A 23,995-nucleotide genomic window follows, 5' to 3' on the forward strand; every position below is an offset into this window, starting at 1 on the left:
TGACGTAGAAGACGGTGCTCAGGAGGAGGGCGCGGCGGCGCTGACCGCGAAATCCACCCGGCAGAGGGTATGACGCAGCGCGGCCCGTTGCGGACCTTGCTGCGGAGTGTGGAAAGGGTTCCGACGGACACTCGGGCGTCCGGACCGGAGGATGGCGACGGCGGCTAGGGCCGGCCGATCACCACGCGTGAGGTGCGTTAACCCAGATCGCTACGCAGACCTCTTCGTAGCTGTTCTTGTACCAGTGAGGCGTATCCGAAGAGAAGGTGATCGAATCGCCTTCCTCCAGGGTGTAGCACTCTCCGTCCAGGAAGATGTCCTTCCGGCCGGAGAGGATGATGCCGAATTCCTCGCCGCTGTGCCGGAAAGGAGTGGCACTGGTGTCGTGGCCTGGCGGACTCACGATCCATTGCGCCTCCAGCGCACCGTTGAGGTCCGGGGTGAGCAGTTCATAGACCGCCTCACCCACAGACTTCTTGGTAACGCCTTTGAGGTTTCGCCGCTCGGCCTTGCGGACCACGGGCGACCTGGTTTCTTCCTGTCCGAGGAAGAACTTCCCCACCGGAATGTCCAGGCCGTGCGCCAGCTGCGCCAGAGTGGTGAAAGACGGATTGGCCAGGCCGCGTTCGATCTGGCTTACGATCGCCGGGCTGAGGCCGGTGACTTCCGAGAGCTTGGCAAGGGTCATCCCTTTGTCCTTGCGCATGTTGCGGACCTTGTTGCCTACAGTGGCAAGAAGGACGCTCGTGCCGGCAGGGGAAGATCCCGTGACGCTTTCGTTGGCCATGGTCCGACTTTCTCTGGGTGAGCTGACACACATAACTATAGTGAAAACTTTTAGCGAATCAATGGTTTTGTGAAAATTCTTGCGGCTCATGCGCTGCCGCGACGCCGGCGGGGCCCGGGGTTGAGGCTTGGGCTTTGACCAGGTCTGGGGCCTGTTTTGGGGCCTGAGTGGGGCCTGCTTTGGCGCTGGAGTGGGGCCTGTTTTGGGGCTGGAGTGGCGCCTGTTTTGGCGCGATCCGGGCCCCGGGTCTGATCCGCTCCCGCGCTGCCGGGCGGCATCGGTCGAGGTGAGGCCGCACTTTCGGCAAAACCATTGACTCTGTGAAGATCTTCAATATAGTTGTGTGAGCCGCACCACTAAGGGTTCAACGCGATTCGAACAGGGACGGGGCGCAACGGCCTTCTGGCGGAAGGCGCGTCCGGCCCGCGTTCGTGATCGTTCCCTTGTACTGTGCAGTGGCATCTGCCAAACCATCCGCAAACCTGATGTTGTCCGGTCAGCCGGGATACGTTCCTACGGACGCACTCCCCGTTGCCGGGCCGGATGGCCCGTTTGCATTCAATCGCTACGAAGAGGCATGCGTAGCTATCTGGGCTAACTCGCCTCCCATGTGGTGAGCCGGTCCCGCCCTGCGGACCAAGCCAAACGATAGTTTCGATTGCCGGTGACCCCGTGAGGGCGTCCGCCGGTGATCCGTACCCTCCCGCGCCCGACGGCCGGGGGAAGGAAAAGAATCATGACTGACACTTTCGTCAAGATTGACGTGGAGGATGGCCGGAGGTCCCGGCTCTCTCCGGAAGTGCGCCGGGGGCTCCTGGGCCTCGGACTAGGGAACACTCTGGAGTGGTACGACTGGATGGTCTTTGGCCTCCTGTCGGCTTTCATCGGGCCAAAGTTTTTCCCCTCGCAGGACCCCATCGCCGCAACGCTGAGTGCCCTGGCCGTCTTCGCCGTCGGCTTCGCCTTCCGCCCGCTGGGCGGCATCCTGCTCGGCACCCTGGCCGACAGGATCGGACGACGCCGGGTGATGCTCTGGTCCATCATGATGATGGCCGGCACCACCCTGATCATTGCCCTGTGCCCCACCTACGAGCAGATCGGTGCAGCCGCCGGCGTCATCCTGCTGGTCTGCCGCATCATCCAGGGCATCTCCACAGGTGTTGAGGCCCCGCTGTCCACCGCGCACGCCGTCGAACTCGTCCCCGAGGGACGCGAGGGCTTTGTCGCGGGCATCATTTCCTTCTACGTCAACGCAGGTATCCTGCTCGCCTCGCTGGTCAGCTGGCTGTCGAGCCTGATGCTCGGCGCGGCCGTCATGGCCGACTGGGGCTGGCGAGTGCCGTTCATCGTTGGCGCGGTCTTCGGCTTCGTCGTGGTCTACCTGCGCCGCACCCTGCCGGAAACCATGAAGCCCGAGGAGCTGGCGGACAACTCCGCCAAGACGGTCTGGGGCGGGGTGCGCAAGCACTGGCTGAGCGTACTTGCCATCACGTTCGTCGTCGGGGCGGCGCAGGCCTACAACTACGCCTGGAACACCGGCCTGCCGACGGCGGCCCGCAGCGGCTTCAAGGAAGACGCGACCGCTGTCTTCGCCCTCACCACCGTCCTCGGAGTCGTGCTGGTGGTCGGAAGCCTGATCATCAGCAAGGTTGCCGATGGCAAGTCGATTTCCAAGTGGTTCCTGATCACCCGCGCGCTGGCCATCCCGTCCGTCTTCCTGATGCTGATGTACGTCAAGCCGGGCATCGCCGGCTTCGCGGCCGTTCTCCTCGGCGGTTCGGTGGTGCTGGTCCTGAACATGACCCTGTACAACGTGGTCACCAGCTCCCTCATGCCCAAGAACTGCCGCGGCGCCGGAACTGCGCTCGGATACGGTCTGGGCGTCGCGCTCTTCGGCGGAACGGCCTCCTACCTCCTGGTCTGGCTCCAGTCGCTGAATGCGTCCTGGATCTTCCCGGTCTACGTGGCCGTCCTCTCGGCGCTCAGCATCGTCTTCTATCTGCTCGCCCGGCGGAAGAACGGCATCTTCGTCGGCCGGTAGGAACACTGGCTCAGAAGTTGGAACACAGGAAGCAGGAACGGAAAGTGGGAACGCTCATGGACACCAGCCGCCCGGATCGAAACGGAGGCGAGGAAAACGTGATCTCCTTTGAACTGGACGCGTCAGACGTGGAGCTCTATGAGGCAGCCCGCGGGATGTTGCTGGCCGCCCATCACAGCGAGAACCACCGGGTGGCCGCCGCGATGCGTGGTGGGTCCGGGGCCATCTACCTCGGGCTGCACATCGGCGCCAAACGGCTCAATGTGTGCGCCGAATCCAGCGCCCTCGCCAATGCACGCATGGCGCAGGAGGCATCAATCCACTCCGTGGTCGCCGTCAGCATGGACGGTCGGGGGGAGCCCCAAGTCACCAACCCCTGTGGCCTCTGCCGGGAACTGCTGCGCTCTTACGGAACCGAAACGTCCGTCCTGGTCGACGCCGGGGGCGAGGTGGGGAAGGTGCGGATCAAGGACCTGCTGCCCTTCCCCTGGATGCGTGCCGCGGAAACGGAGTGGGACACCCTCCCGCCCCGTGTTGAGGCCATCACCTAGCACCTCGACAACGGCTGCAAGCTGGTTCCCGCCACGCTTTCCCAGCTGACTCGCAGCAGGGGCCGTTTTCAGCGCTCAAAACGGCCCCTGCTGCGAGTCAGTTGGGGGCGGGCACCAGGAAATGGGTGCGAGCACAAAGAAAGCTGGTGCAGCCGCCGCGTTTCCGCAAAGCCACTGCACCAGCAGGTAGTACGAATTTTTTCGAATCTATGAAACGTTACTCATTCGCGGCTCCCTAGGTCCCGGGGGTTGATGACCGGGTCTTCACGTCTTCTTCAAGGTGCCTCGTCATCAGCCAGCCTGCGCCGGCCATTACTACGCCCATTACCAAGAAGGCCCAATTGTCCATGGTGTTCAGCGACAGGAAGTTGGCCGCCGATTCCACGCCGACGATGAAGCCGTAAATGCCAAGGACGATGTACAGCAGGCCGGAGCCCATGAGGAAATTCCGGGCGCCCATTGCGGTCCGGGACATGGTCAGGCCGACGGCACCGATCGCGAGCTGAACGATGTTCAGCAGCATCGACACCTGGAACAGGTTCAGGAACAGTGCCTTGGAATCAGGCCCGAAGAACCTTAGTTCGCTGTAGTGCGTCGTGATGCCGGGGATGAACCCCAGGATGCCTACGACGATTAGGACGATACCTACACCCATGCCTACGTTCTGTACATCTGTCCGACCAAAATGAACGCCATGGGCATGAGGAGATGCGGTAGTCATTTCTGCCTCCAACCACTGATTGCGGACATTTACAATTTTACGGCCGGGGTGTGGAAAAAGCGCCGGCGGCCGGGGCAGGCGAATTCCGCGGATCCGCGCGTTGTGCCTGTCGGAAACCGGCCCGGTGCCGGGCGCGTGGCACCATGGATCTCGATGAAACTGCGCGCTGATCAGACCGGACAACGTGGCCTTCCCATGCCCCTGTGGCTGCAGGGCGCCCTCGAGTCTGCCCAGGCCGCCGTCATCTCCGCCCTCGTGGTGGTGGCGCCGATCGTCACGGTCTGGGCCACCGCCGGGTTCCAGCACAGCGGATTCGACGTGCTGGCCCGCCTGGCCGGCCAGGCCTGGCTGCTGATTCACGGCGTGCCCCTGCTGCTGGACACTCCGGGGTCCGGGGCCGCGGCGCACCCGGAATCGGGCGCGCTCTCGCTCGTTCCCCTGGGGCTGACCCTCATCCCGTTCCTGCTCGCCTGGCGCGCCGGCCGGCGGCTCGCCCGCGCCTCGTACACGGATCAGCTCTGGCAGGCGCTGCTCGGCTCGTGGCTCGCGTATGCGGGGTTCGGGATCGCCACCGGCTTCGTCTGCCGCGCGGCCGACGTCGGCATCAGCCTCTGGTCCGCCGCCTTGATTCCGCTCATCCCGTTCGGGCTCGGCATGGCGGTCGGCGCGCGCCGCGAGGCCGGCTCCTGGAGCCGTCTGATCGGCGTCGACGCCGTGGCGTGGCTTTCCCGCACCAGCCAGCACTCCCGCTGGGCCGGCTCGTACCTGGGCTCGGCCATCAAGGCCGGATCGGTGGCGCTCATGGCGAGCCTGGCGATGTCGGCGGCGCTGCTCGCCGTCGACCTCTTCATCCACTGGAACCTCGTGGTCGCCGTCTATGAAGGGCTCGACGCCGGTGCCACCGGCGGGGCCGTCCTCACCATCGCGCAACTGGGCTTCCTGCCCAACCTCGTGGTCTTTGCCCTGGCCTGGATCTCCGGCGCCGGGTTCGCCCTGGGTGCCGGCTCGCTGGCCGGGCCGCTGGGGACCGCCGTCGGGCCGCTGCCGTCGATTCCCGTGTTCGCCGCGCTGCCGTCCGGGTCGCTGGACTTCGGCTTCGTGGCCCTCGTGGTGCCGGCGCTCGCCGGGGTGCTGGCCGGCTGGTGGTTCCTGCGCGAGGGCGAGAACCACTTCGACGAATGGCTGTCCATCAAGATCCGGGCCCGCTGGTTCACGGCCGCGGCGTCCACCCTGGTGCTCGGCGCGGTGATCGGCTCCGTCGCCGGGCTGCTCGCGGCCGGACTTGCCTGGCTGGCCCGCGGTTCCGCCGGTATCGGGAGGCTGACGGACATCGGGCCCGACCCGCTCCGCACGGCACTGTTCATGGCCGCGGAAGTGGGGATCGGCGTCGTGATCGGTTACGCAGCCGGTCCCTGGCTGGAACGCCAGCAGCACCTGCGTGAGGCGGATCTCGAAGCGGTCAACAGCCGCTAGCGCACCTGTTGCTAACGCACCTGTGCAGGCAGTGAGTTCTCCAGTTGCGTGCGGCAGGCCGACGTTGCCTGCTCCGTCAGGGCCTGGCGGGCGCACTGCTGGTAGTCGCGGATCTGGGTGAAGAACAGTGTCGAGGCCAGGACCACCAGCAGCATGACGGCCGAGACGACCAGGCCGGAAATCGCGCCGAACAGGACCAGCCGCGATTCCTTGTACTTCACCGCCCGGATCAGCAGCATAATGCCCAGCACGATCGCGGCCGCCGTGAGAAGGGCCGTCAGCCACAGGTAGCTGACGTCGAGCTGGAAGACGAAGAACGAGCCGAGCACCGCGACGACGAACAGCCGGAACAGGGTGGCGGTCAGCTGCGGGGATTCTGTGGCCGCAGCGCCGCGCGGATGCCCCGGCTCGCCGCCGCCGGAGTCCGTGGGGGAATTCATGTTTTCCAGCCTACGCGAGCGGCCCCATAAGCTAGGACCATGCGCATAGTTGTCCTCGTTTCCGGCACCGGCTCCAACCTCCAGGCAGTTATCGATGCCGTGAAGTCCGGCGCGCTCGACGTCGAGATCGCCGCCGTCGGCGCCGACCGGCCCGGGACCTTCGGGGTGGAGCGCTCCGCCGCGGCCGGCATTCCCACGTTCGTGGTGGACTTCAAGGCCTACCCGGACCGGGCGGCCTGGAATGCGGCGCTGACCGAGGCGGTGGCCGCGTATGCCCCCGACGTTGTGGTGTCCTCGGGCTTCATGCGGATTGTCAGCGCGGGCTTCATCGACGCGTTTGGCGGCAAATACCTCAACACGCACCCGGCGCTGCTGCCGTCCTTCCCCGGCGCCCACGGAGTCCGCGATGCCCTGGCCTACGGCGTGAAGGTCACCGGCTGCACGGTGCACTGGGCCGACGCCGGGGTGGACACGGGCCCCATCATCGCCCAGGAAGCCGTGGCGGTCGAGGACGGCGAGACCGAGGAATCCCTGCACGAGCGCATCAAGGTGGTGGAGCGCCGGCTCCTGGTCTCCACCCTGGCCTCCCTCGCCGCAGCCCAGCACGCCCCCGTCTGACCCACCCCGCCTGCCCCACCCCGCCTGCCCCACCCCGCCTGCCCCACCCCGCCTGCCCCAACTGACTCGCAGCAGGGGCCGTTTTGGGCGCTGAAAACGGCCCCTGCTGCTAGTCAGTTGGGGTGACGGGCGGCGGCCTGTGGATAACTCTCCGGGGCAGCCCCGGTTTTGCGACGATGGGTCGATGAAGACACCCCGGCCGCTCCCGTTCCCGCTCGGCTCGGCGCCGTTCACCGTCAGGGAAGCCGTCGACGCCGGGGTCAGCCGGCGCCGGCTCAAGCATCGCTCCCTGCACTTGCCAAGCCGCGGGATCCGGCTGCCGTCAGAACTTCCCGCTGAACTGACATTCCATGCGCGGCCCCTCACCCTTGTGACCCAGTGCTCGGCGGCCTCCCACGCGACCGCCTTCCTGATCTGGGAGTTTCCGGGCTTCCTCCCGGGCGCCGATGCCCCCGGCATCCACATTTCCCGTCCGGACACGATGGCAATACCGCGGCGCAGGGGCGTGATCGGCCACGTCGGGCAATTCTTCGCCGACGAAATCACCAGGGTCGACGGTGCGCTGGTCACCACTCGGACCAGGACGTGGCTGGACTGCGCCCGGAAGATGAGTGTTGATGAGCTGACCGTGGTGGCGGACCACCTGTTGCGCCGCCCTCGGCCTGAATTTGAAGCCCGGGCGGAGCCATATGCCAGTCCTGGAGATTTGGCCGAGATGCTGGACCGGCACAAGGGCACGCCCGGCATCCGCAAGGCGCGGCTCGCCTTGGATCAGGCCCGGATCGGTGCGGACTCGGCTCCCGAGACGAGGCTCCGGCTTGCCCTCTGCCGAAGAGGTTTGCCGGAACCGGAACTGAACGTGGGCACGGTCCTGCGCTCCGGCGTCGTGCGTCAACCTGATCTCGCGTACCGGGAGCACCGGGTTGCTGTGGAGTACGAGGGCGCCGGGCATTCCGAGGCGGCCCAGGTTATCCGCGACATCGCGAGGGAAGAGGACTACTCCGGTGCTGGCTGGATCCTGGTCCGGATCTCGAAGCGGCACATGGAGAATGACGCGCGCGCCGCCGTCGCCAAGGTCCGCGCCGCGCTCACCTCCCGTGGCTGGCAGCCCAACTAACTCGCAGCAGGGGCCGTTTTGAGCGCTCAAAACGGCCCCTGCTGCGAGCCAGTTGGGAGAGGGACGCGGGAGGGGGCTCAGGGGGAGGGGAGGGCTACTCGAGCCGGCGCTGCTTGGTTTCAGGGGCGAAGAACGCCATCCACAGCACGGACAGCAGCACGAGCCCGCCGGCCAGGGCGAAGGAGGTCGCCAGGCCCAGCTCCGGCCACAGGAACGCCGCGAAGACCAGCGGCCCGAACCCGGCGCCGAGCCGCGAGAACGTCGAGGCCCAGCCGAAGCCTGAGCTGCGCAGCTCGGTGGGGTAGAGCTCGGAGACGTAGGCGTACAGGACCGGGATGGCCACCTGCACCACGAAGCCGAACACGAGCAGCCAGAACACGGCCGCCGTCGGGATGTCCACCACGATCGCCACAATCACCAGCGTCAGCGCGGACAAGGGGCCGGTGATCGCCAGGATCCACTTGCGGCCCACCCGCTCCACCAGCAGTGCCGCCACCACCACGCCGAGGAGCCCGACGGCGGCCATGGACGCGGTGGTGAGGAACGCCTTGTACTCCTCGAACCCGGCGCCGATCAGGATCCGCGGCATCCACGTCAGCGAGAGGTAGTAGACCAGCAGGATGGAGAAGAAGAGGGCCCACGCCGCCGTCGTGATCTTCCAGTTGAACTGCCAGAGCGCGCGCAACTGCGTCCATGCGCTGCCCGCGGAGAGGCGGGGCGCGTCCTGCGGGGCGGGCAGGCTGTAGACCCGCGGCTCGGCGCCGGTGGCCTCGACCAGGCCGTCGATCACCTTGGCGGCCTCGTCGCGGCGGCCCTTGCGGATCAGGAACAGCGGGGATTCCGGGACGCTGCGGCGGATCCAGAACACCAGCAGCGCCGGGAGCACCATGACCAGCATGGTCAGCCGCCAGTCCGCGAAGGCCGCGACCAGCCCGGCGGAGACGAAACCGCAGAGGGCGGCGCCGATCGGCCACCAGCCGTCCATCGCGGTGAGCACGCGGCCGCGCTGTTTGCGGGGCGTGAACTCGCCCACCAGCGCATAGTCCACGGGGATGCAGCCGCCCAGGCCGAACCCGGCCAGGAAGCGGAACACGACGAACCACGTGAAATCGGGGGAGACCGCGCCGAGCACGGTGAAGATTGAGAAGATCAGCAGGGTCGCGGTGAAGGCCTTCTTGCGCCCGATCGTGTCCGCGATGGTGCCCCAGACAAAGGCGCCCAGGGCCATGCCGATCAGGTTCGCCGTGCCGATCCAGGCGGCGTCGCCCGGGCTCAGCGACCAGTGCTTGGACAGCAGCGGAATGAGGATGCCGTTGAGGGTGACGTCCCAGGCATCGAACATGAAGCCCAGGCCGCCGATCAGGAAGATCCGGCCCTGGACCTTCCACCGCCACGGCAGTTCCTGGACCACCTGTTCGCCGCTGGGCACAGTGGTGTACGTGTTCATCATCGCCTCCTGGGAAAACTCTACGTGGCCCGGGCGCGGCCGGTGCGTGCTTCACACTCCGGCGCGCGGGCAGCCCCGTGGAAGGCAGAGGGCCCGGACGCGATAAACTGGCCGCATCCCCACCACCCGCGGCCCGCCGCGACATAAGACGGAGACTTTTGTGAGCTTCACGCAGCTTGACCGTGTATCCATTGACCGAGTGCCCATCCGCCGGGCACTGATTTCGGTCTACGACAAGACCGGTCTGGAGGAGCTCGCCCGGGGCCTGCACGACGCCGGCGTCAAGATCGTCTCCACCGGCTCCACGGCCAAGAAGATCGCCGCCGCGGGCATCCCCGTGCAGGAAGTCGAAGAAGTCACCGGTTCGCCGGAAATGCTGGACGGCCGCGTCAAGACCCTGCACCCGCGCGTGCACGGCGGCATCCTCGCCGACCGCCGCGTCCCGGCGCACATGCAGACGCTGGCGGACATGGAGATCGAGCCGTTCGACCTCGTCGTCGTCAACCTGTACCCGTTCGTGGAGACCGTCAAGTCCGGCGCGGCGCCGGACGACGTCGTCGAGCAGATCGACATCGGCGGCCCCGCAATGGTGCGCTCGGCCGCGAAGAACCACGCCGCCGTCGCGATCGTGGTGGACCCGGCGTCCTACGGTTCCGTGGTGGAGGCGGCCGCCTCGGGCGGCTTTGACCTGAAGACCCGACGCCGGCTCGCCGCCAAGGCATTCGCGCACACCGCGTCCTACGACACCGCCGTGGCCACCTGGACGGCCAGCCAGTTCCTCGACGAGGACGGCGACGGCGTGATCGACTGGCCCGCCTACGCCGGCCTGGCCCTGGAACGCTCCGAGGTCCTGCGTTACGGCGAAAACCCGCACCAGCAGGCCGCGCTGTACGTGGACCGGGCCGCCCCGGCCGGCATCGCCCAGGCCGACCAGCTGCACGGCAAGGCCATGAGCTACAACAACTTTGTCGACGCCGACGCCGCCCTGCGCGCCGCATTCGACTTCGCCGAGCCCGCCGTCGCCATCATCAAGCACGCCAACCCGTGCGGCGTGGCTGTGGGGTCCGCCTCCGCGGCCGACCCGATTGCCGATGCCCACGCCAAGGCACACGCCTGCGATCCCGTGTCCGCGTTCGGCGGCGTCATCGCCTCGAACCGCACGGTCACCGCCGGCATGGCCCGCACCGTCGCCGGCATCTTCACGGAGGTCGTCATCGCACCGGGCTTCGAGGACGAGGCCGTGGAGATCCTGTCCAAGAAGAAGAACATCCGCCTCCTGGCCCTGCCCGAGGGATACGGCCGCTACCCGACCGAGTTCCGCCAGGTCTCCGGCGGCATGCTGGTGCAGGCCACGGACAAGGTCGACGCCGAGGGCGACAACCCCGCCAACTGGACCCTCGCCGCGGGCGAGGCCGCCGATGCCGCCACCCTGGCCGACCTCGCGTTCGCCTGGACCGCCTGCCGCGCCGCCAAGTCCAACGCCATCCTGCTCGCGGACAACGGTGCCGCCGTCGGCATCGGCATGGGCCAGGTCAACCGGCTCGATTCCTGCAAGCTCGCGGTTGAGCGAGCCAACACGCTCGGCGTCACTGTGGAGTCCGACGTCGACGCCGCCGGCGGCGCGGCCGGCACCGACGCGTCCGAAGCACCCGAGCGTGCCCGCGGCGCGGTGGCGGCCTCGGACGCGTTCTTCCCCTTCGCCGACGGCCTGCAGATCCTGATCGACGCCGGCGTGCGTGCCGTGGTCCAGCCCGGCGGCTCCGTCCGCGACGAGGAAGTCATCGCCGCAGCCAACGCCGCAGGCATCACCATGTACTTCACAGGCGCCCGCCACTTCTTCCACTAGGGCTCTTCCACTAGGGCGTTTTACGTCGGCACGGCCGTTTGCTCGGCGCCTGCCAGACAAGTAGCCGCACGAACGATCAGCACAAAGAATGGACATGCCCTCCCACCCCGAGGACATGTCCATTTTTTGTGCGACGTGTTGGGCAAGCGGCGGTGAACTAGTCCCTAAAGGGACATGCTCATTCTTCCCGCGGAGCAGGCTCATTTTTCGTGGCCAGGAGTGGGCATATGCGGAATATGTCCAGGCCTTGACCTGCGCGGAGGGCATGTTCGGTGAGCTCGGGCGCATGCGCAGGCTTTTGAGTCCAGCTGCAAGGACATGCTCAATGTTTGTGACAGCAGCGGGCTGGCGCCAGGTGGGGGAGCAGTTCCTTCTTGGCGGGGACGTGCTCATTCTCTGTGGGCCGCGGTGGGCTGACGGCCAAGTCCGGGGGAGATGCTCGTTCTTTGCGCAGGGCTGGGCTGGTGGTCATGTCGTCCTGGGGGCATGCTCATTCTTTGTGGGCCGCGGTAGGCCGGCGGTCAAGTCCCCGGGGGAGATGCTCATTCTTAGTGCCAAGGGTTGGGCTGACGGCCCAGTCCGGGGAGATGCTCATTCTTCCCGCGGAACATGCTCATTTTTCGTGGCTAGGAGTGGGCATATGGGGAATATGTCCATGCCCTGACCTGCGCGGAGGACATGTCCAGGGGTGGGGCGCCGCCGTGGCGCCTTAAGCACCAACGCGGGGCCACCGCGGACCTTCCCCTCTGCTGGAGACGGGCCGAAAGTGACCCCACGCTGGGGTACCTGATGCCTGGGATAGACGAAGCTGCAGTTGATGCGGCTGGAGTGCTGCAGTACACAGCCGGGGGCAGAGAAATCCGGGCTGCGCACACCGGAAGTAAACAGCCGGGGGCAGAGTAAGCCGGGACAAGCTCGAAAACCGTCCGCACGAGCCTGAGGTCAGCCAGGCTCGTGCGGATCGGGCTAGGAAGCGGCCGCGGTGGTGTAGGCCTGCTGGATGACGCTGCCCCAGTACGGGCCGTACATCTTGGTGGAGTTGCTGCCGTAACCGTAGCTGTTGATGGAGTTCTGGTAGCCGGAAGAGCTGGTGCCGATGAACCACGGACCGCCCGAGGAGCCGCCGGTCATGTTGCAGGGGATCCCCTGGGTGTTGAACTGCGGGTTGTAGGGATCGTTGGTGGCGGTGCCGGAGCAGCTCTTGAGGGATTCCCCGTTGAAGGGCGCGGCGGCGGGGTAGCCGAAGGACTTGTAGCTCAGGCCGCGGGCGGCGTTGAACTGCAGCCCGGACCCGCCCACCACATCGCTCAGGTACTGGCCGTTGAGCGTGGACATCACGGCGAAGCCGGTGTCGTAGGTCATGTCGCCAGAGGAGCTCCACTGGGTGGGGGCGTAGAGGGCCTTGGCCGTCCACTTGCCGTACGGGGCGGCGCCGTTGAGGTACGCCGGGACGAACGTGAACTTGGTGGCGAAGGCGCCCGGGCCCTCATTGACGCAGTGCCCGGCCGTGGAGACGGTGCTCTTGTTGCCGGAGGAGACCGAGTTGCCGGAGCACACGTAATTGGTCCCGCCAAGGGTGAAGAACACCTTGCCGATGTGCGGGACAGGGGACTCGCTCGCGTTGGTCTTGGTCTGCAAAGTCTGCGACTGCTGCGCCTTCGACTGAAGGCTCGGAGCCGCCGCCTCGACCATGCTCGGGGCGGCACCCTCCAGCGGTGCCGCCGCGGACTTGGCGGAGGTGGCGTTGCGCTTCAGGGCCCTGTCCGCCAGGACGTCACCGGGAACGGCGTTGCGCATGCGCTCGGCGGTCCAGTAGTCAGCCGTGCCCGTCTCCGTGACGGTATGGCTGGAGACATCGGAGGCGGATGCCGGCGCCTTGGCCGGCGCGGGGGAGGCAGCGGCCGCCCCCGCGGCACTCAGGGCCAGCAGGGCGGCGGCCGAAAAAGTCAGCAGGCTGGTGGCCAGAGTCTTGGGTGTTCTCATGGTGTCCTAACCGATGGAAAGCGAGGCGGCCGCCCGTGGCGGCCGCAGGATGGGAACGAAACTACGGCAGTTTGACTAATCTGTAAAGTCATTTGTCAATTCTTGTTATGCCGCGCCGGGGTGTCATGCACCCGCCCGCGCACGACGCCGGTAGGCGCCAACGGGGGCACCTCGGGTAAGTTAGGGGTGTTGAGATAACACAAGATTCCGGAAATACCCAGACCTTCAGGGAGACGCCCGCGCAATGGCAAAGATTATCTATACCCACACCGACGAAGCGCCGATGCTGGCCACCTATTCGTTCTTGCCGATCATTGAGGCGTTCGCCTCGACGGCCGGTGTGGAAGTGGAGACCCGCGACATCTCGCTGGCCGGCCGCATCATCGCCGCATTCGGCGACTACCTCACCGAGGAGCAGCGCGTCAGCGACGCCCTGGCCGAGCTTGGCGCCCTCGCCAAGACGCCGGAAGCCAACATCATCAAGCTGCCCAACATCAGCGCGTCCGTGCCCCAGCTGAAGGCTGCAATCGCCGAACTCCAGGGCCAGGGCTACGCGCTGCCGGACTACCCGGACAACCCCTCATCCGATGAGGAAACGGACATCCGGTCCCGCTACGACAAGATCAAGGGTTCGGCCGTGAACCCGGTCCTGCGCGAAGGCAACTCGGACCGCCGCGCCCCGCTCTCGGTTAAGAACTACGCACGCCAGAACCCGCACAGCATGGGCGCGTGGTCTCCGGAGTCGAAGACCAACGTGGCCACCATGGAGGCCGACGACTTCCGTTCAAACGAGAAGTCCGTGGTCATCGAGGCCGACACCAACATCAAGATCCAGCTCGTCAAGGAAGACGGCACTGTCAAGGTCCTCAAGCGTGCCTTCCCGGTCCTGGCCGGCGAGGTCATCGACGGCACCGTGATGCGCGCCGCTGCGCTGGATGAATTCCTGGCCGCCCAGGTGGCCCGGGCCAAGGCCGAGGGCGTGCTGTTCTCCGCCCACCTGAAGGCCACCATGATGAAGGTTTCCGACCCCATCATCTTCGGCCACGTCGTCAAGGCCTACTTCGCCGACCTCTTCGCCACCTACGGCGAGCAGATCGCCGCCGCCGGCCTGAGTCCGAACAACGGCCTCGCCTCCATCCTTAACGGCCTCCAGGACCTCCCGGAGGAGATCCGCGGCGACGTCCAGGCTGCCATCGAGAAGGGCCTTAACGACGGCCCCGAACTCGCCATGGTCGACTCCGACAAGGGCATCACCAACCTGCACGTGCCCTCCGACGTGATCGTCGACGCCTCGATGCCGGCCATGATCCGCAGCTCCGGCCACATGTGGGGCCGCGACGGGCAGGAGGCCGACACGCTGGCCGTCCTCCCGGACAGCAGCTACGCCGGCATCTACCAGGTTGTCATCGACGACTGCCGCGCCCACGGAGCCTTCGACCCCACCACCATGGGCACCGTCCCGAACGTCGGCCTCATGGCCCAGGCCGCCGAGGAATACGGCAGCCACGACAAGACGTTCGAGATCCAGTCCGCCGGCATTGTCCAGATCGTCGACGACGCCGGCACCGTGCTGATCGAGCACCAGGTCGCCCCGGGCGACATTTGGCGCGCCTGCCAGACCAAGGACGTGCCGATCCGCGACTGGGTCAAGCTGGCCGTCACCCGCGCCCGCGCCTCCGCCACGCCCGCCGTCTTCTGGCTGGACAAGGGCCGCGCCCACGACGCCCGGATGATCGCCAAGGTGGAGGAATACCTCAAGGACCACGACACCGAGGGCCTTGAGATCGCCATCATGTCCCCGGACGAGGCCACGGCCTTCACGGTCGAACGCCTCCGCAAGGGCCAGGACACCATCTCGGTGACCGGCAACGTGCTCCGCGACTACCTCACGGACCTCTTCCCGATCCTGGAACTCGGCACCAGCGCCAAAATGCTCTCGGTGGTTCCGCTCATCAACGGCGGCGGCCTGTTCGAGACCGGCGCCGGCGGATCCGCCCCGAAGCATGTTCAGCAGCTGCTGAAGGAAAACCACCTGCGCTGGGACAGCCTGGGTGAATTCCTCGCCCTCGCCGTGAGCTTCGAGCACCTCGCCACCACCACCGGCAACGCCCGCGCCCAGGTCCTGGCCGACACCCTGGACCGTGCCACCGGCACGTTCCTGCTGGAGGACAAGTCCCCGAAGCGCAAGGCCGGCGAGCTGGATAACCGCGGCAGCCACTTCTACCTGGCCAAGTTCTGGGCCCAGGAGCTGGCCCGCCAGAACGACGACGCCGAGCTCGCCGCGGCCTTCGCGGCCGTGTCCGAAGCCCTGAATTCCAGCGAGGACACCATCACCGGTGAACTCCTCGCGGTGCAGGGATCCCCGGTGGACCTCGGCGGTTACTACCGGCCGGACGAGGCCAAGGCTTCAGCGGTCATGCGCCCCTCGGCGACGTTCAGCGAAGTCCTCGGGATGCTGACCAAGTAGCCCTCCGCCGCATCATTAAGGCAGCACCGCAGCACCGCAGCACCGCAGCACCGCAGCACCGCAGCACCGCGGCAGCAGTAGCGGTCACGCAGAACGCCCCGCCTCCCGGAAGGGAAGCGGGGCGTTCTGCTGCCCGTCCGGAAAGGCAAACCACGCGCCGGATCAGTGCAATCGCAGGGTCAGTGCAATCGCCGGGTCAGCGCTGCTGGTCCTGGCCGAACGGCGGCCGGGGGGCAATATCGGGATCGGCGTCCACGCGCTGGAAGGCGGGCTCCCCGAAGCCCACTTCCTCCTGGAGCGGCACGGCGGTGGCGGCGCCCGGCGCGACGCCGTCCACGCGTCCGCGCCAGCCGCCGGTCTCGGCGCCGCGCTCTTCGATAAACTGCTTGAATCTCTTCAGATCGGCCGCAACCTGACGGGAATCAAGGCCGATGGCCGCGCCGAGCTTTTCTGTGGCCGAGTCCGGCTCCCAGGTCAGCTCGACGTTTACATTCGTTCCGACGTCGCCGAGGTCCTCGAACCAGACCGTACCGGCGTTCCGTGGTTCGTCAAGGCTTTCCCACGACACACGCTGGTCCGGCTCCTGCGTGGTGATCCGCGCGTCGTATTCGCGCCGGACCCCACCGATGCTGGTCTTGAAATGGACAGTGGTGTCGTCCAGCTGACTGACGGATTCCACACCGCTCATGAAGAGCGGAAATTCCTCGAACTGCGTCCACTGGTTGTAGGCCTGGCTCAGCGGAACATTGACTTCGATGGATTCCTGAACAGTTGCCATGCAGGCGTCACTCCTTCGATTGGCGGACGGCAGTCCGCAATTCTTGTCGTTGACCGGCACTACGCCGTTCCTCCACGCTAGCGGGCTTCAGCCGAAATAGTAAGCAGGCTGACGAAGACGACGGCGGATCAGCCCTTCCCCTTTTCCTTCCCCTTGGCCTTGCCGCCGTTCGCCGGGGCGGGGGCCGGAACGACGGGGGCGGGGGCTGCTGGTGCTTGCGCGGCGGCAGCTGCCGCAGCCGCCTGCGCCGCGGCCGCTTGTTCTGCCGCGGCCGCTTGTTCTGCCGCGGCGCGTTCGGCGGCCGCCTGCTGCGCGGCAAGGTCCGCCCGGACGGCGTCGATCGCTGACTTGATGCTCTGGTGGCGTTTAAAGGAAACGTCGCCGCTGGAGGCGGCGGCATCCAGCCGGGTCAGGAGCCGGTCAAGGAGCTTCAGGGAGCCGGCGGGGTCGTTGGCTGCCGCGGCCTGGCTGACCGACAGGACCTCGGATTGCAGCTGCTTGGCGGCGTCGCGGTCCAACTCGGGGGCGGGGGCGCCGCAGCCTGCCAGCGCCCCGGCCAGCAGCATTCCCGCCAGGAGTGCCGCGGGGGTCCGGGAGCCGGGGCCGCCGCGGTCCCGGCGGGTGGTTGGGCGGGTGATTAAACGTCGGCTCATGGCTCCACGCTCTTCTGGAGGTCTTTCAGGTGGTCGCCGAGCGGACCTGTGACGGCGGGATAGGGGACGACGTCGGGAGCGTCCGGAGTGGAGAGCGTGAGCCCGACCGCCGCCCCCACGGCGAGGACAGCCACCGCGGCCAACGCCACAGCCAGGCGTGTGCGGAGCCGGGCCCGGGCGAACCAGGCGGCTGCGGAAGGAAAGCGGGAAAAGCGGGAAAAGCGGAGAAGGCCGGAAGAACGGGAAAAGCGGGGAAAGCGAGAAGAGGGGGACGAGGGGGAAACGGAGGGGCGGCGGCGTGGCCTCCGCGGCAGAGCCTGGGGATCCGGCAGGTTCAGCGGGCGTGTCTCTGCGGCGAGCCCGTGCCCGGGCGGCCGGCGGGGCCTCGACGGCGGGGTCGGCAGCACACGGGTGGGCGCCTCTTTGACGGGGCCCGGCAAGGACCCGGGGGAAACGAGGGCAAAGCGCAAGGCTGCCTCGAGCTCGCCAGCCGAGGGGCGGTCCAGCGGATCGAGGGCAGTCATGGCACGGATGAGCCGGGCCCACTCGGCCGGGACTGCGTCCGGAATTGCGGGGGCGCGGTGCAGCCGCGCGACGGCGGATTCGACGGCGCTGCCCGGATACTCCACGTCGCCTTTGAGGCATTCGAGCAGAACCAGTCCCAGGGAATAGATGTCGCTCGCCGGCCCGAGATCGGCGCCGCGGGCCTGTTCCGGACTGAGATAGGCGGCTGTTCCGACCATGGTTCCCGTGGCCGTAAGCCGGGTCCCGTCGATCAGGCGGGCGATGCCGAAGTCTGTGAGCTTGGGTCGAAGCGGCTCTCCCGGCCGGACCGGCACCAGGAGGATGTTGGCCGGTTTGATGTCCCGGTGGACGATGCCGAGGGTGTGGATGTAGGCGAGGGCGTCGGCGATCCCGGCACCGACCACGGCCAACTCGTCCAGCGGCAGCGGACTGTGGCGGATCCGGGTCCGCAGGTCCTGGCCGTCCACGAGCTCCATGGTCAGGAAGGGCCGGGGCTCGTCGGGAATCCGGGTGTCCGTCCCGGCGTCGAACAATGTCACCAGGCTTGGATGGTTGAGGGTAGCCAGGAGTTCGATCTCGGCCTCCTGGCGGCGAAGCTCGTCCGGATCGGCCGACTGAGGTGCGAAGAGTTTCAGGGCCACGTCCCGGCCCAGGTTCAGGTCCTTGGCGGTGTAGACCGAGGCCATGCCGCCCCGGCCGATCACGTCCCCCAGCTGATAGCGGCCGCCTAAAGGCTCCGCCGCGACGCTGTTGGCCGAACTGTCCACGATGTCCCCGTACCTTCCCTATGCACCCCGACGGCGCTCCTAAAGAATAATACGGGGCCGGGTATACGCCTCCTTACCGCGCCGCTTGGGTCCGATCGGGCCGCAGCACGCGACGGCCCTCATTGCTTGACCTGTTGCTCATCCGCGGAAGCCCTGCCGCCGGAGCCAGTAATGGCCGTTCGGTCCCCCAGCGGACCCAACGACCTCGCTCCGGCGGTTACAGGACTTCGGCGGGAGCGGTGAGTGCGTTACGGCGGGCGGGGCTTGCATCCCGGGCGCGGATGCGGACCGGAGCGCTCCGGAGTCGGCGGGGTGCGCAGCACGCTTCCTGCCGGCCTGGAAGTGGACATTGTGGCCACGGAAGATGAGGGCACAGAACGAGAAGGCACAGCGGGCGAGGCCGCAAGTGGTGAGGGCACGGAAGGTGAAGGCACCGCGGGTGATGGGCCGGACGGCGGGGCCGCGGACATCGGCGGCGCTGGCGGGATTAGCCCGTTGGGAAATGGGGTGCCGGATACCCGGCGGTGGACGGTCGAGTCCATGGGGAGATCTCCTGGGTGACTGTAAACGGGCGGCCAAGGCAGCCCGACGGGCCGTGCTCTGTGGAGGCAGAGACGGCCCGACTAGTCAGGAGAAGAACCGGGATCGGCGCAAACGGCGGCGTACTCGTGCTGAAGCGGACCGCCGATGGGGTCAGCCCCCGTTGTGGGCACGTAGAAGCACAGGCTGGGCATCCATGCCGCCGTTCCGGCAGGCCCATTCGCAGAGTTCCCGCTGCCAGACCCGGACCCCGGAGCAGGAGGGAGTGCATCGGGCGCGGGCAGGCCCGTGCCGCCATGCCAGGGACCCGGACCCGGGTCTCCGGCGGGAGCGGGCGGTTCACCCGTCCCGGCCGGCGGTTTCGCCGGAGGGGCAGCCCCGGTCGGGACAGGAGCGGCCGCCGGGGATCCAGGCACCAGCCACGGGTAACTCGCCGGCAGGGAGGCGGGGAGACGGTATGCCGCGAGTGCGGCGGCCGCCTCGGAACCGGGTGGAGCAGGAGCCGGCGGTTCCGGTCGTGATGCCTTGGCGGTGTTGGACTTTGCAGTGCCTGATGTCGCAGTGCCTGAATTGGCGGTGCCTGATGTGGCGGTGCCTGATGTTGCGGTGCCCGCAGTGGCACTGTCTGCCGGTGGGGAAGCGCCGTCCGCAGCCGCCGGAGTTATCGCCGGGGCCTCCGCCGGTACGTCGCCCGGAAGGACGCCGCCGCCCGGCGGCACCGCCGCGGGGTCGCCGGGGAGAGGACCGGTCGGCTCGGGAACTGAGGTTCCGGGGTCCACAAGCGGCGGAACAATGCCGGGCTCTGGAAGTGTGGAGTCCGGAAGTGTGGGGTCCGGACCTCCAGGGTCCGGGAGGGCGGGGTCCGGACCTGTGGGTTCCGCACCCGGCGCTGCGGGGGACGGGCCGGCGGGGGCCGGGACCACTGGCACGGGAAGGGGCGCGGCAGGGTCGACCAAGGGCACAGTTGCCGGCGGCGCGATCCCTTGCGCGGGAAGTGCTGAACCGGTCGCCGCCGGATCAGTCGCGGACGGCGGCGCATCCGGAACGGCATTAGCGGGCTCCGGTACAGCGGCTGCGGGTTGGAAGGCAGTTACGTGAGCCGCGGCAGGCGCCACATCCGGCGCGACGTCCGGTTCAATGTCCGCAACGGGTATTCTCGGGCCCGGAACGGCGCCCGCCGCCCACGTGCCCGCCGGGGCCGGCCCGGCGTCGAGGGATACCTGTGCTCCCTCGAGGAGGGGAACCGGGAAGTCGTCGGCGTCCGCGAAATCGGCCCCAGCCACGCTGCCACCGGTGCCGCCGGCGGCCCCGTAGAAAATGATCGGGTCATCTGCCTGTGCGGCGGTCGCGGAGAGCGTCAGCCACGCGGCGCCGGCGACGGCGGCCAGGAGAACGCGGCGCAAGGGGCGCAGGGTTCGGCTCGTGCGGGAGGTCGCTGCTGCTGGAGCCATGCGCACACCCCCGCTTCAGGACGACCGGATGAATGCCTACAGGGTAAGTCGGCCCCGGTGGGCGAGTCCAGAGCGGAACGGAAACTGTACGCATACCGAGACACTCGCTATCTGCGAAGTCTTGTTGCCCGCGGGGCGTGGTCAGTGGGCGTCGTTAGGGTAGCTCACACCAAGTTGCGCGCGTACGCCGTCGAAGAGCCGCATGGTGTTCAGGGAGTCTTCCAGCGGCATGACCGGGCTCTCGGTGAGTCCCTGCTGGATGCACCGCGTGACCTCGCGGAGCTCGTAGGTGTAGCCACGCCCCACCACCGTGAACTGCTCCGTGCGGGGATCGTCGAAGCCGATCCTGACCAGCAGTTCCTTCGGGTTGTTGATGGAGCCGGTGGTCTGGAGGAAGCCCTCGCTGCCGGCGACGGTTGCGGTGCGGGGTCCGTGCGCCAGCAGGGACGAGGTCAGCTGGGCCTGGGCGCCGTGGTGGTAGCCGAGCGTCAGGGCGTTCTGCGCGTCGACGCCGTCGTCATTGAGCCAGCCGGTGGCGCTGACCGTTTGCGGGAACCCCAGCGTGCCGAGGGCCCAGAGCAGCGGATAGACGGTCAGGTCCAGGAGGGCGCCGCCGCCGTCCTTGGGCGCCCAGAGCCGGGAACCGGGTGAATACGGCGCCGGAAAGCCGAGGTCCGCGCCCACCCATTTGACCGCACCGATCTCGCCCGACGCGGCGATCTCGAACGCCCGCTGCATGCTGGGCAGGAACCGGCTCCACACCGCCTCCATCAGGAACAAACCGTTGTCCCGGGCCACCGCGATCAGCTCGGCGGCCTCCCGGGCGTTGATGGTGAGGGCCTTCTCGCAGAGCACATGCTTGCCGGCGTTGAGGGCGGCCAGGGCAATTTCGTGGTGGCGGGCGTGCGGCGTGGCGACGTAGACGACGTCGACGGCGGCATCCGCCAGCAGGCGGTCATAACCACTCACGCCGTCGTGGTCACCATAGGCGCGGACAAAGCCGTAGTCGGCCGCGAACGCGTCGGCCGCCGCCTGGGTGCGGGAACTGACGGCATACAGCTCCGCATCCGCCAGGAGTTCGAGATCGCGGGTGACCGCGGCGGCGATCCCGCCGGTGGCGATGATGCCCCAGCGCAGCCTGGCGCCGGTGGCTGTGCGGGGATCCTGGTCCGGCTGGGTGAACAGCCACGGCTTCGCGATGAGGGCAGACATGGTGCCATCTTCTCACCCTGTTGCCTCCACCCGGACTAACGCCGGACCAGCGCCCGGCCAGCGCCCGACGCCGAGAGGCCCGGCCAGCGCCCGACGCCGGGAGGCCCGGCCAGCGCCCGACGCCGGGAGCCCGGCCAGCGCCCGACGCCGGGAGGCCCGGCCAGCGCCCGACGCCGGGTGCGTCACCGGGACGGGATCCCGGACCCCGTCACGACCCGGCGCCGTCCGGGATCAGCCGGTTACGGACGCCGTCGCACGGGTCTTGGCCGTTTCCTCCGTGAGGCGGCCCTGCTGGAGCCGGAACCGCCGGTCCGTCTTATTGGCCAGAGAGCGGTCGTGGGTGACCACCAGGATGGTGGTGTTGTGGTCTCGGCTGAGCGCGCTGAGCAGTTCGATGATGTGCTCGCCGGTCTGTTCGTCCAGGTTGCCGGTGGGTTCGTCGGCCAGGATCAGCTTGGGTTCGTTCGCCAGGGCCCGCGCGATCGCCACCCGCTGCTGCTCGCCGCCGGAGAGCCGGTTGATGCGGCGCACGTGCTTGTCCGGGTCAAGCTGGACCTGTTCGAGGAGCGCCCGGGCACGCTCGGCCCGGACGGCCTTGCGCACGCCGGCAAACTCCATCGGCAGCATCACGTTGTCCACGGCCGAGAGGTTCGGGATCAGGTTGAACTGCTGGAACACGAAGCCGATGTCCCGGCGCCGGTAGTTGGTCAGCTTCCCGTCCGGCATGCTGGCCAGGCTCACGCCGTTGACCACCACATCGCCGCTGGTGGGCTTGTCCAGGGCTCCGAGCAGGGACAGCAGGGTGCTCTTGCCGCTGCCGCTCTTGCCCACGATCGAGGCCAGCGTGCCCTGTTCGAGCTCGAAGCTGACGTCGTTGACGGGCTTGATGGTCCGGTCGCCGGACTTGAACGTGCGGACCAGGTTCTTGACTTCGATCATGGCTATTCTCCTCGGAGGACTTCGATGGGACGGATGCGTGCGGTCAGCAGCGCCGGGACGAGCGCGCCGATGATGGCGACGCCGAAGACCGCGGCGATGCCTGCGGCGATGACGCCGGGGGAGGCGCTCGCCGTCACGGAAGTCAGGAGCTGGCTGGCCCCGCCGAGGGGACCGCCCTGGCCGCCCGGGAAGCCGCCGGGCCCGCCGCGCTGACCGGTCGCTGCCGCGCTCGTGGTGCTGCTGCTTGAGCTGATCAGGGCGCTGGCGATGCCGCCGCTGGCGAAGGAGGCGACGGCGGCGCCCACCACGCTGCCGAGGGCCACCAGCACGAGGGCCTCCAGCACGAACTGCAGGCCGATGGTGCGGTTCGGGGCGCCGATGGCCTTCAGGACGCCGATCTCCCGGCGGCGTTCGCGGACCAGCATGACCATGATCAGGAGGATGATCAGGCCGGCGGTCCCCAGGGCGGCGACGAAGGCGATGAAGGAAATATTCTTCACGCTGTCCAGCGAGCTGACGGCCGTCTCAAGATTCCGCTGGCCCTGCGTGACGTCCGCCTTGTCGGAGCCGAGCGCTGCCTGCAGGGCGGTCTTGGCGGCGTCGACGTTTTCCATGCTGTTGACCGTGACGATCATGGTGGAGAGTTCGTCCGGCAGCGCGGCGAGGGTCTGGGCGGTCGGAAGGGTCACGTAGAGGGCGTTGTTGCCGAAGGCGGTGCCGGCGTCGAACAGTCCCTTGACGGTGAAGGTCTGGTCCTGGATGGTGAACGCCGAGCCCACGCTGAGGCCGTTCTTCTCGGCCAAGGTGGTGCCCAGCAGGGCGCCGGTGGACGCGGCGGTGTAGTCGCCCAGTCCGGTGCCCTGGGTCAGCTGGAGGGCCTTGCCGGTGGAGTCCACCTCGGCCCCGATGCCCGTGGCGGTGACGGGCAGTGAGAACGCCGGTGCGGCCTGGGTGGTGCTGGTCCCGGTGGCCCCGGACGTCCCTGAGGTGCCGGAGGTGGCCTGGTTGCGGTTGCCGAGCGTCCCGGCGTCGACGGCGGCCTTGAGGCTCGTGGTGACGGTGGTGGCCGACTGCCCGCCAGGGCCGCCCTGGCCTGTCCGACCGGACGCCGCTTCGGCCGCAATGTCAGCGGCGTTGCGCAGGCGCAGTGCCTTGGTGCCGACCACGCTGCTGACGTTGGGGACGGCCGCCGCGGTGGCCGCCTGCGCCGAGGTCAGCGGCTCGCCGCCGCCTTCGAAACCCTGGCCGCCGGCCGGATTTACGGTCAGGACAGTGCCTACCGAGGCGTTCAGCTCGGCGACCTTGCCGGTCACGGCCTGATTGGCCACGAGCATGGCCAGGGCAAGTCCGATGGCGACGGCCAGCACGGCCACCACAGCGGCCGTCCTGACCTTGTTTCGAAAGGCGTTGCCTACACTCCGGGCAAGAACGCTCACGATACTCCTAATTTTTCTTGGGTGTCTCTTGCCGGACGGAATGCCCGGCGGCTGCTCCCACAGTGGTACGGGCTGCTGTGCGAACCTCCCGGCGAAGCTATGTCTCCGCTGTGAAGTGCCGGCCAGTGCCTGCCAGTGCCGGCCGGCCGGAGGCCCGCGGCCTGCCGGAACCTGCCGGAGCCGGCCCGGTCCGGGGCACAACA

18 protein-coding genes are annotated in these 23,995 nt (G+C 67.9%); 7 read left to right on the forward strand and 11 right to left on the reverse strand.

The genetic code is table 11. From position 1 onward, the window contains the following. Nucleotides 1-178: 178 nt before the first annotated feature. Nucleotides 179-787: a cupin domain-containing protein gene (locus LDO15_RS05490; protein ID WP_120953395.1), complete on the reverse strand. Its 609-nt coding sequence runs from the start codon at nt 785-787 to the stop codon at nt 179-181. A 736-nt stretch (nt 788-1,523) separates the two neighbouring features. On the opposite strand from LDO15_RS05490, the gene LDO15_RS05495 reads away from it, so the two are divergent. After that, entirely contained in the window at nt 1,524-2,828 is a 1,305-nt protein-coding gene (locus LDO15_RS05495; protein ID WP_223984824.1) for an MFS transporter, read from the forward strand. A 44-nt stretch (nt 2,829-2,872) separates the two neighbouring features. After that, nucleotides 2,873-3,379, forward strand: coding sequence for a hypothetical protein (locus LDO15_RS05500; RefSeq protein WP_223984825.1), 507 nt, complete (start codon nt 2,873-2,875; stop codon nt 3,377-3,379). A gap of 235 nt (nt 3,380-3,614) precedes the next feature. On the opposite strand, the gene LDO15_RS05505 is transcribed toward LDO15_RS05500, so the two are convergent. Further along, entirely contained in the window at nt 3,615-4,034 is a 420-nt protein-coding gene (locus tag LDO15_RS05505) for a DUF4383 domain-containing protein (protein WP_263428346.1), read from the reverse strand. A 219-nt stretch (nt 4,035-4,253) separates the two neighbouring features. On the opposite strand from LDO15_RS05505, the gene LDO15_RS05515 reads away from it, so the two are divergent. Further along, the gene (locus LDO15_RS05515) at nt 4,254-5,573 is read left to right on the forward strand and encodes a DUF6350 family protein (RefSeq protein ID WP_263428347.1); all 1,320 of its coding nucleotides are present in this window, start codon (nt 4,254-4,256) and stop codon (nt 5,571-5,573) included. A gap of 11 nt (nt 5,574-5,584) precedes the next feature. Here LDO15_RS05515 and LDO15_RS05520 read toward each other — a convergent pair whose 3' ends face one another. Then, on the reverse strand, nt 5,585-6,013 hold the full coding sequence (locus tag LDO15_RS05520) for a hypothetical protein (RefSeq protein ID WP_223984830.1): 429 nt from the start codon (nt 6,011-6,013) through the stop codon (nt 5,585-5,587). Nucleotides 6,014-6,052: 39 nt separating this feature from the next. Here LDO15_RS05520 and purN point away from each other — a divergent pair, with 39 nt between their 5' ends. Beyond that, complete coding sequence (gene purN, locus LDO15_RS05525) at nt 6,053-6,631, forward strand: phosphoribosylglycinamide formyltransferase (RefSeq protein ID WP_223984833.1); 579 nt, start codon at nt 6,053-6,055, stop codon at nt 6,629-6,631. A gap of 184 nt (nt 6,632-6,815) precedes the next feature. Beyond that, a complete protein-coding gene (locus LDO15_RS05530) occupies nt 6,816-7,748 on the forward strand; it encodes a hypothetical protein (protein ID WP_223984836.1) in 933 nt (310 codons plus the stop codon). A gap of 94 nt (nt 7,749-7,842) precedes the next feature. Here LDO15_RS05530 and LDO15_RS05535 read toward each other — a convergent pair whose 3' ends face one another. After that, on the reverse strand, nt 7,843-9,195 hold the full coding sequence (locus LDO15_RS05535; protein WP_223984838.1) for an MFS transporter: 1,353 nt from the start codon (nt 9,193-9,195) through the stop codon (nt 7,843-7,845). Between the two features lie 160 nt (nt 9,196-9,355). Between LDO15_RS05535 and purH the strand changes: the two genes are divergently transcribed. After that, nucleotides 9,356-11,041 carry a bifunctional phosphoribosylaminoimidazolecarboxamide formyltransferase/IMP cyclohydrolase gene (purH, locus tag LDO15_RS05540; RefSeq protein ID WP_223984840.1) on the forward strand — a complete coding sequence of 562 codons (1,686 nt, stop codon included), beginning with the start codon at nt 9,356-9,358 and terminating at the stop codon, nt 11,039-11,041. A 966-nt stretch (nt 11,042-12,007) separates the two neighbouring features. Here purH and LDO15_RS05545 read toward each other — a convergent pair. Then, nucleotides 12,008-13,024 carry a hypothetical protein gene (locus LDO15_RS05545; protein WP_223984842.1) on the reverse strand — a complete coding sequence of 339 codons (1,017 nt, stop codon included), beginning with the start codon at nt 13,022-13,024 and terminating at the stop codon, nt 12,008-12,010. A gap of 244 nt (nt 13,025-13,268) precedes the next feature. Between LDO15_RS05545 and LDO15_RS05550 the strand changes: the two genes are divergently transcribed. Next, a complete protein-coding gene (locus LDO15_RS05550; RefSeq protein ID WP_223984844.1) occupies nt 13,269-15,491 on the forward strand; it encodes an NADP-dependent isocitrate dehydrogenase in 2,223 nt (740 codons plus the stop codon). Between the two features lie 196 nt (nt 15,492-15,687). On the opposite strand, the gene LDO15_RS05555 is transcribed toward LDO15_RS05550, so the two are convergent. The 6 genes from LDO15_RS05555 to LDO15_RS05585 all read right to left on the reverse strand — a co-directional run bounded on the left by LDO15_RS05555 (nt 15,688) and on the right by LDO15_RS05585 (nt 23,792). Continuing rightward, nucleotides 15,688-16,269, reverse strand: coding sequence for an SRPBCC family protein (locus LDO15_RS05555; protein WP_223984846.1), 582 nt, complete (start codon nt 16,267-16,269; stop codon nt 15,688-15,690). A gap of 128 nt (nt 16,270-16,397) precedes the next feature. Beyond that, nucleotides 16,398-16,922, reverse strand: a complete 525-nt coding sequence (locus LDO15_RS05560) for a mucin-associated surface protein (RefSeq protein WP_223984847.1) — start codon at nt 16,920-16,922, stop codon at nt 16,398-16,400. Next, nucleotides 16,919-18,214 carry a serine/threonine-protein kinase gene (locus LDO15_RS05565; RefSeq protein WP_223984849.1) on the reverse strand — a complete coding sequence of 432 codons (1,296 nt, stop codon included), beginning with the start codon at nt 18,212-18,214 and terminating at the stop codon, nt 16,919-16,921. The genes LDO15_RS05560 and LDO15_RS05565 overlap by 4 nt, the downstream gene beginning before the upstream one ends. 2,132 nt (nt 18,215-20,346) lie before the next feature. Beyond that, entirely contained in the window at nt 20,347-21,417 is a 1,071-nt protein-coding gene (locus LDO15_RS05570; protein ID WP_223984850.1) for a Gfo/Idh/MocA family oxidoreductase, read from the reverse strand. Between the two features lie 231 nt (nt 21,418-21,648). Next, nucleotides 21,649-22,356: an ABC transporter ATP-binding protein gene (locus LDO15_RS05580; protein ID WP_223984852.1), complete on the reverse strand. Its 708-nt coding sequence runs from the start codon at nt 22,354-22,356 to the stop codon at nt 21,649-21,651. A gap of 2 nt (nt 22,357-22,358) precedes the next feature. Beyond that, a complete protein-coding gene (locus LDO15_RS05585; protein ID WP_223984855.1) occupies nt 22,359-23,792 on the reverse strand; it encodes an FtsX-like permease family protein in 1,434 nt (477 codons plus the stop codon). Nucleotides 23,793-23,995: the final 203 nt, after the last annotated feature.

The sequence above is a fragment of the Arthrobacter sp. NicSoilB8 genome (genome assembly GCF_019977355.1).
In the GTDB taxonomy this organism is placed as follows: domain Bacteria; phylum Actinomycetota; class Actinomycetes; order Actinomycetales; family Micrococcaceae; genus Arthrobacter.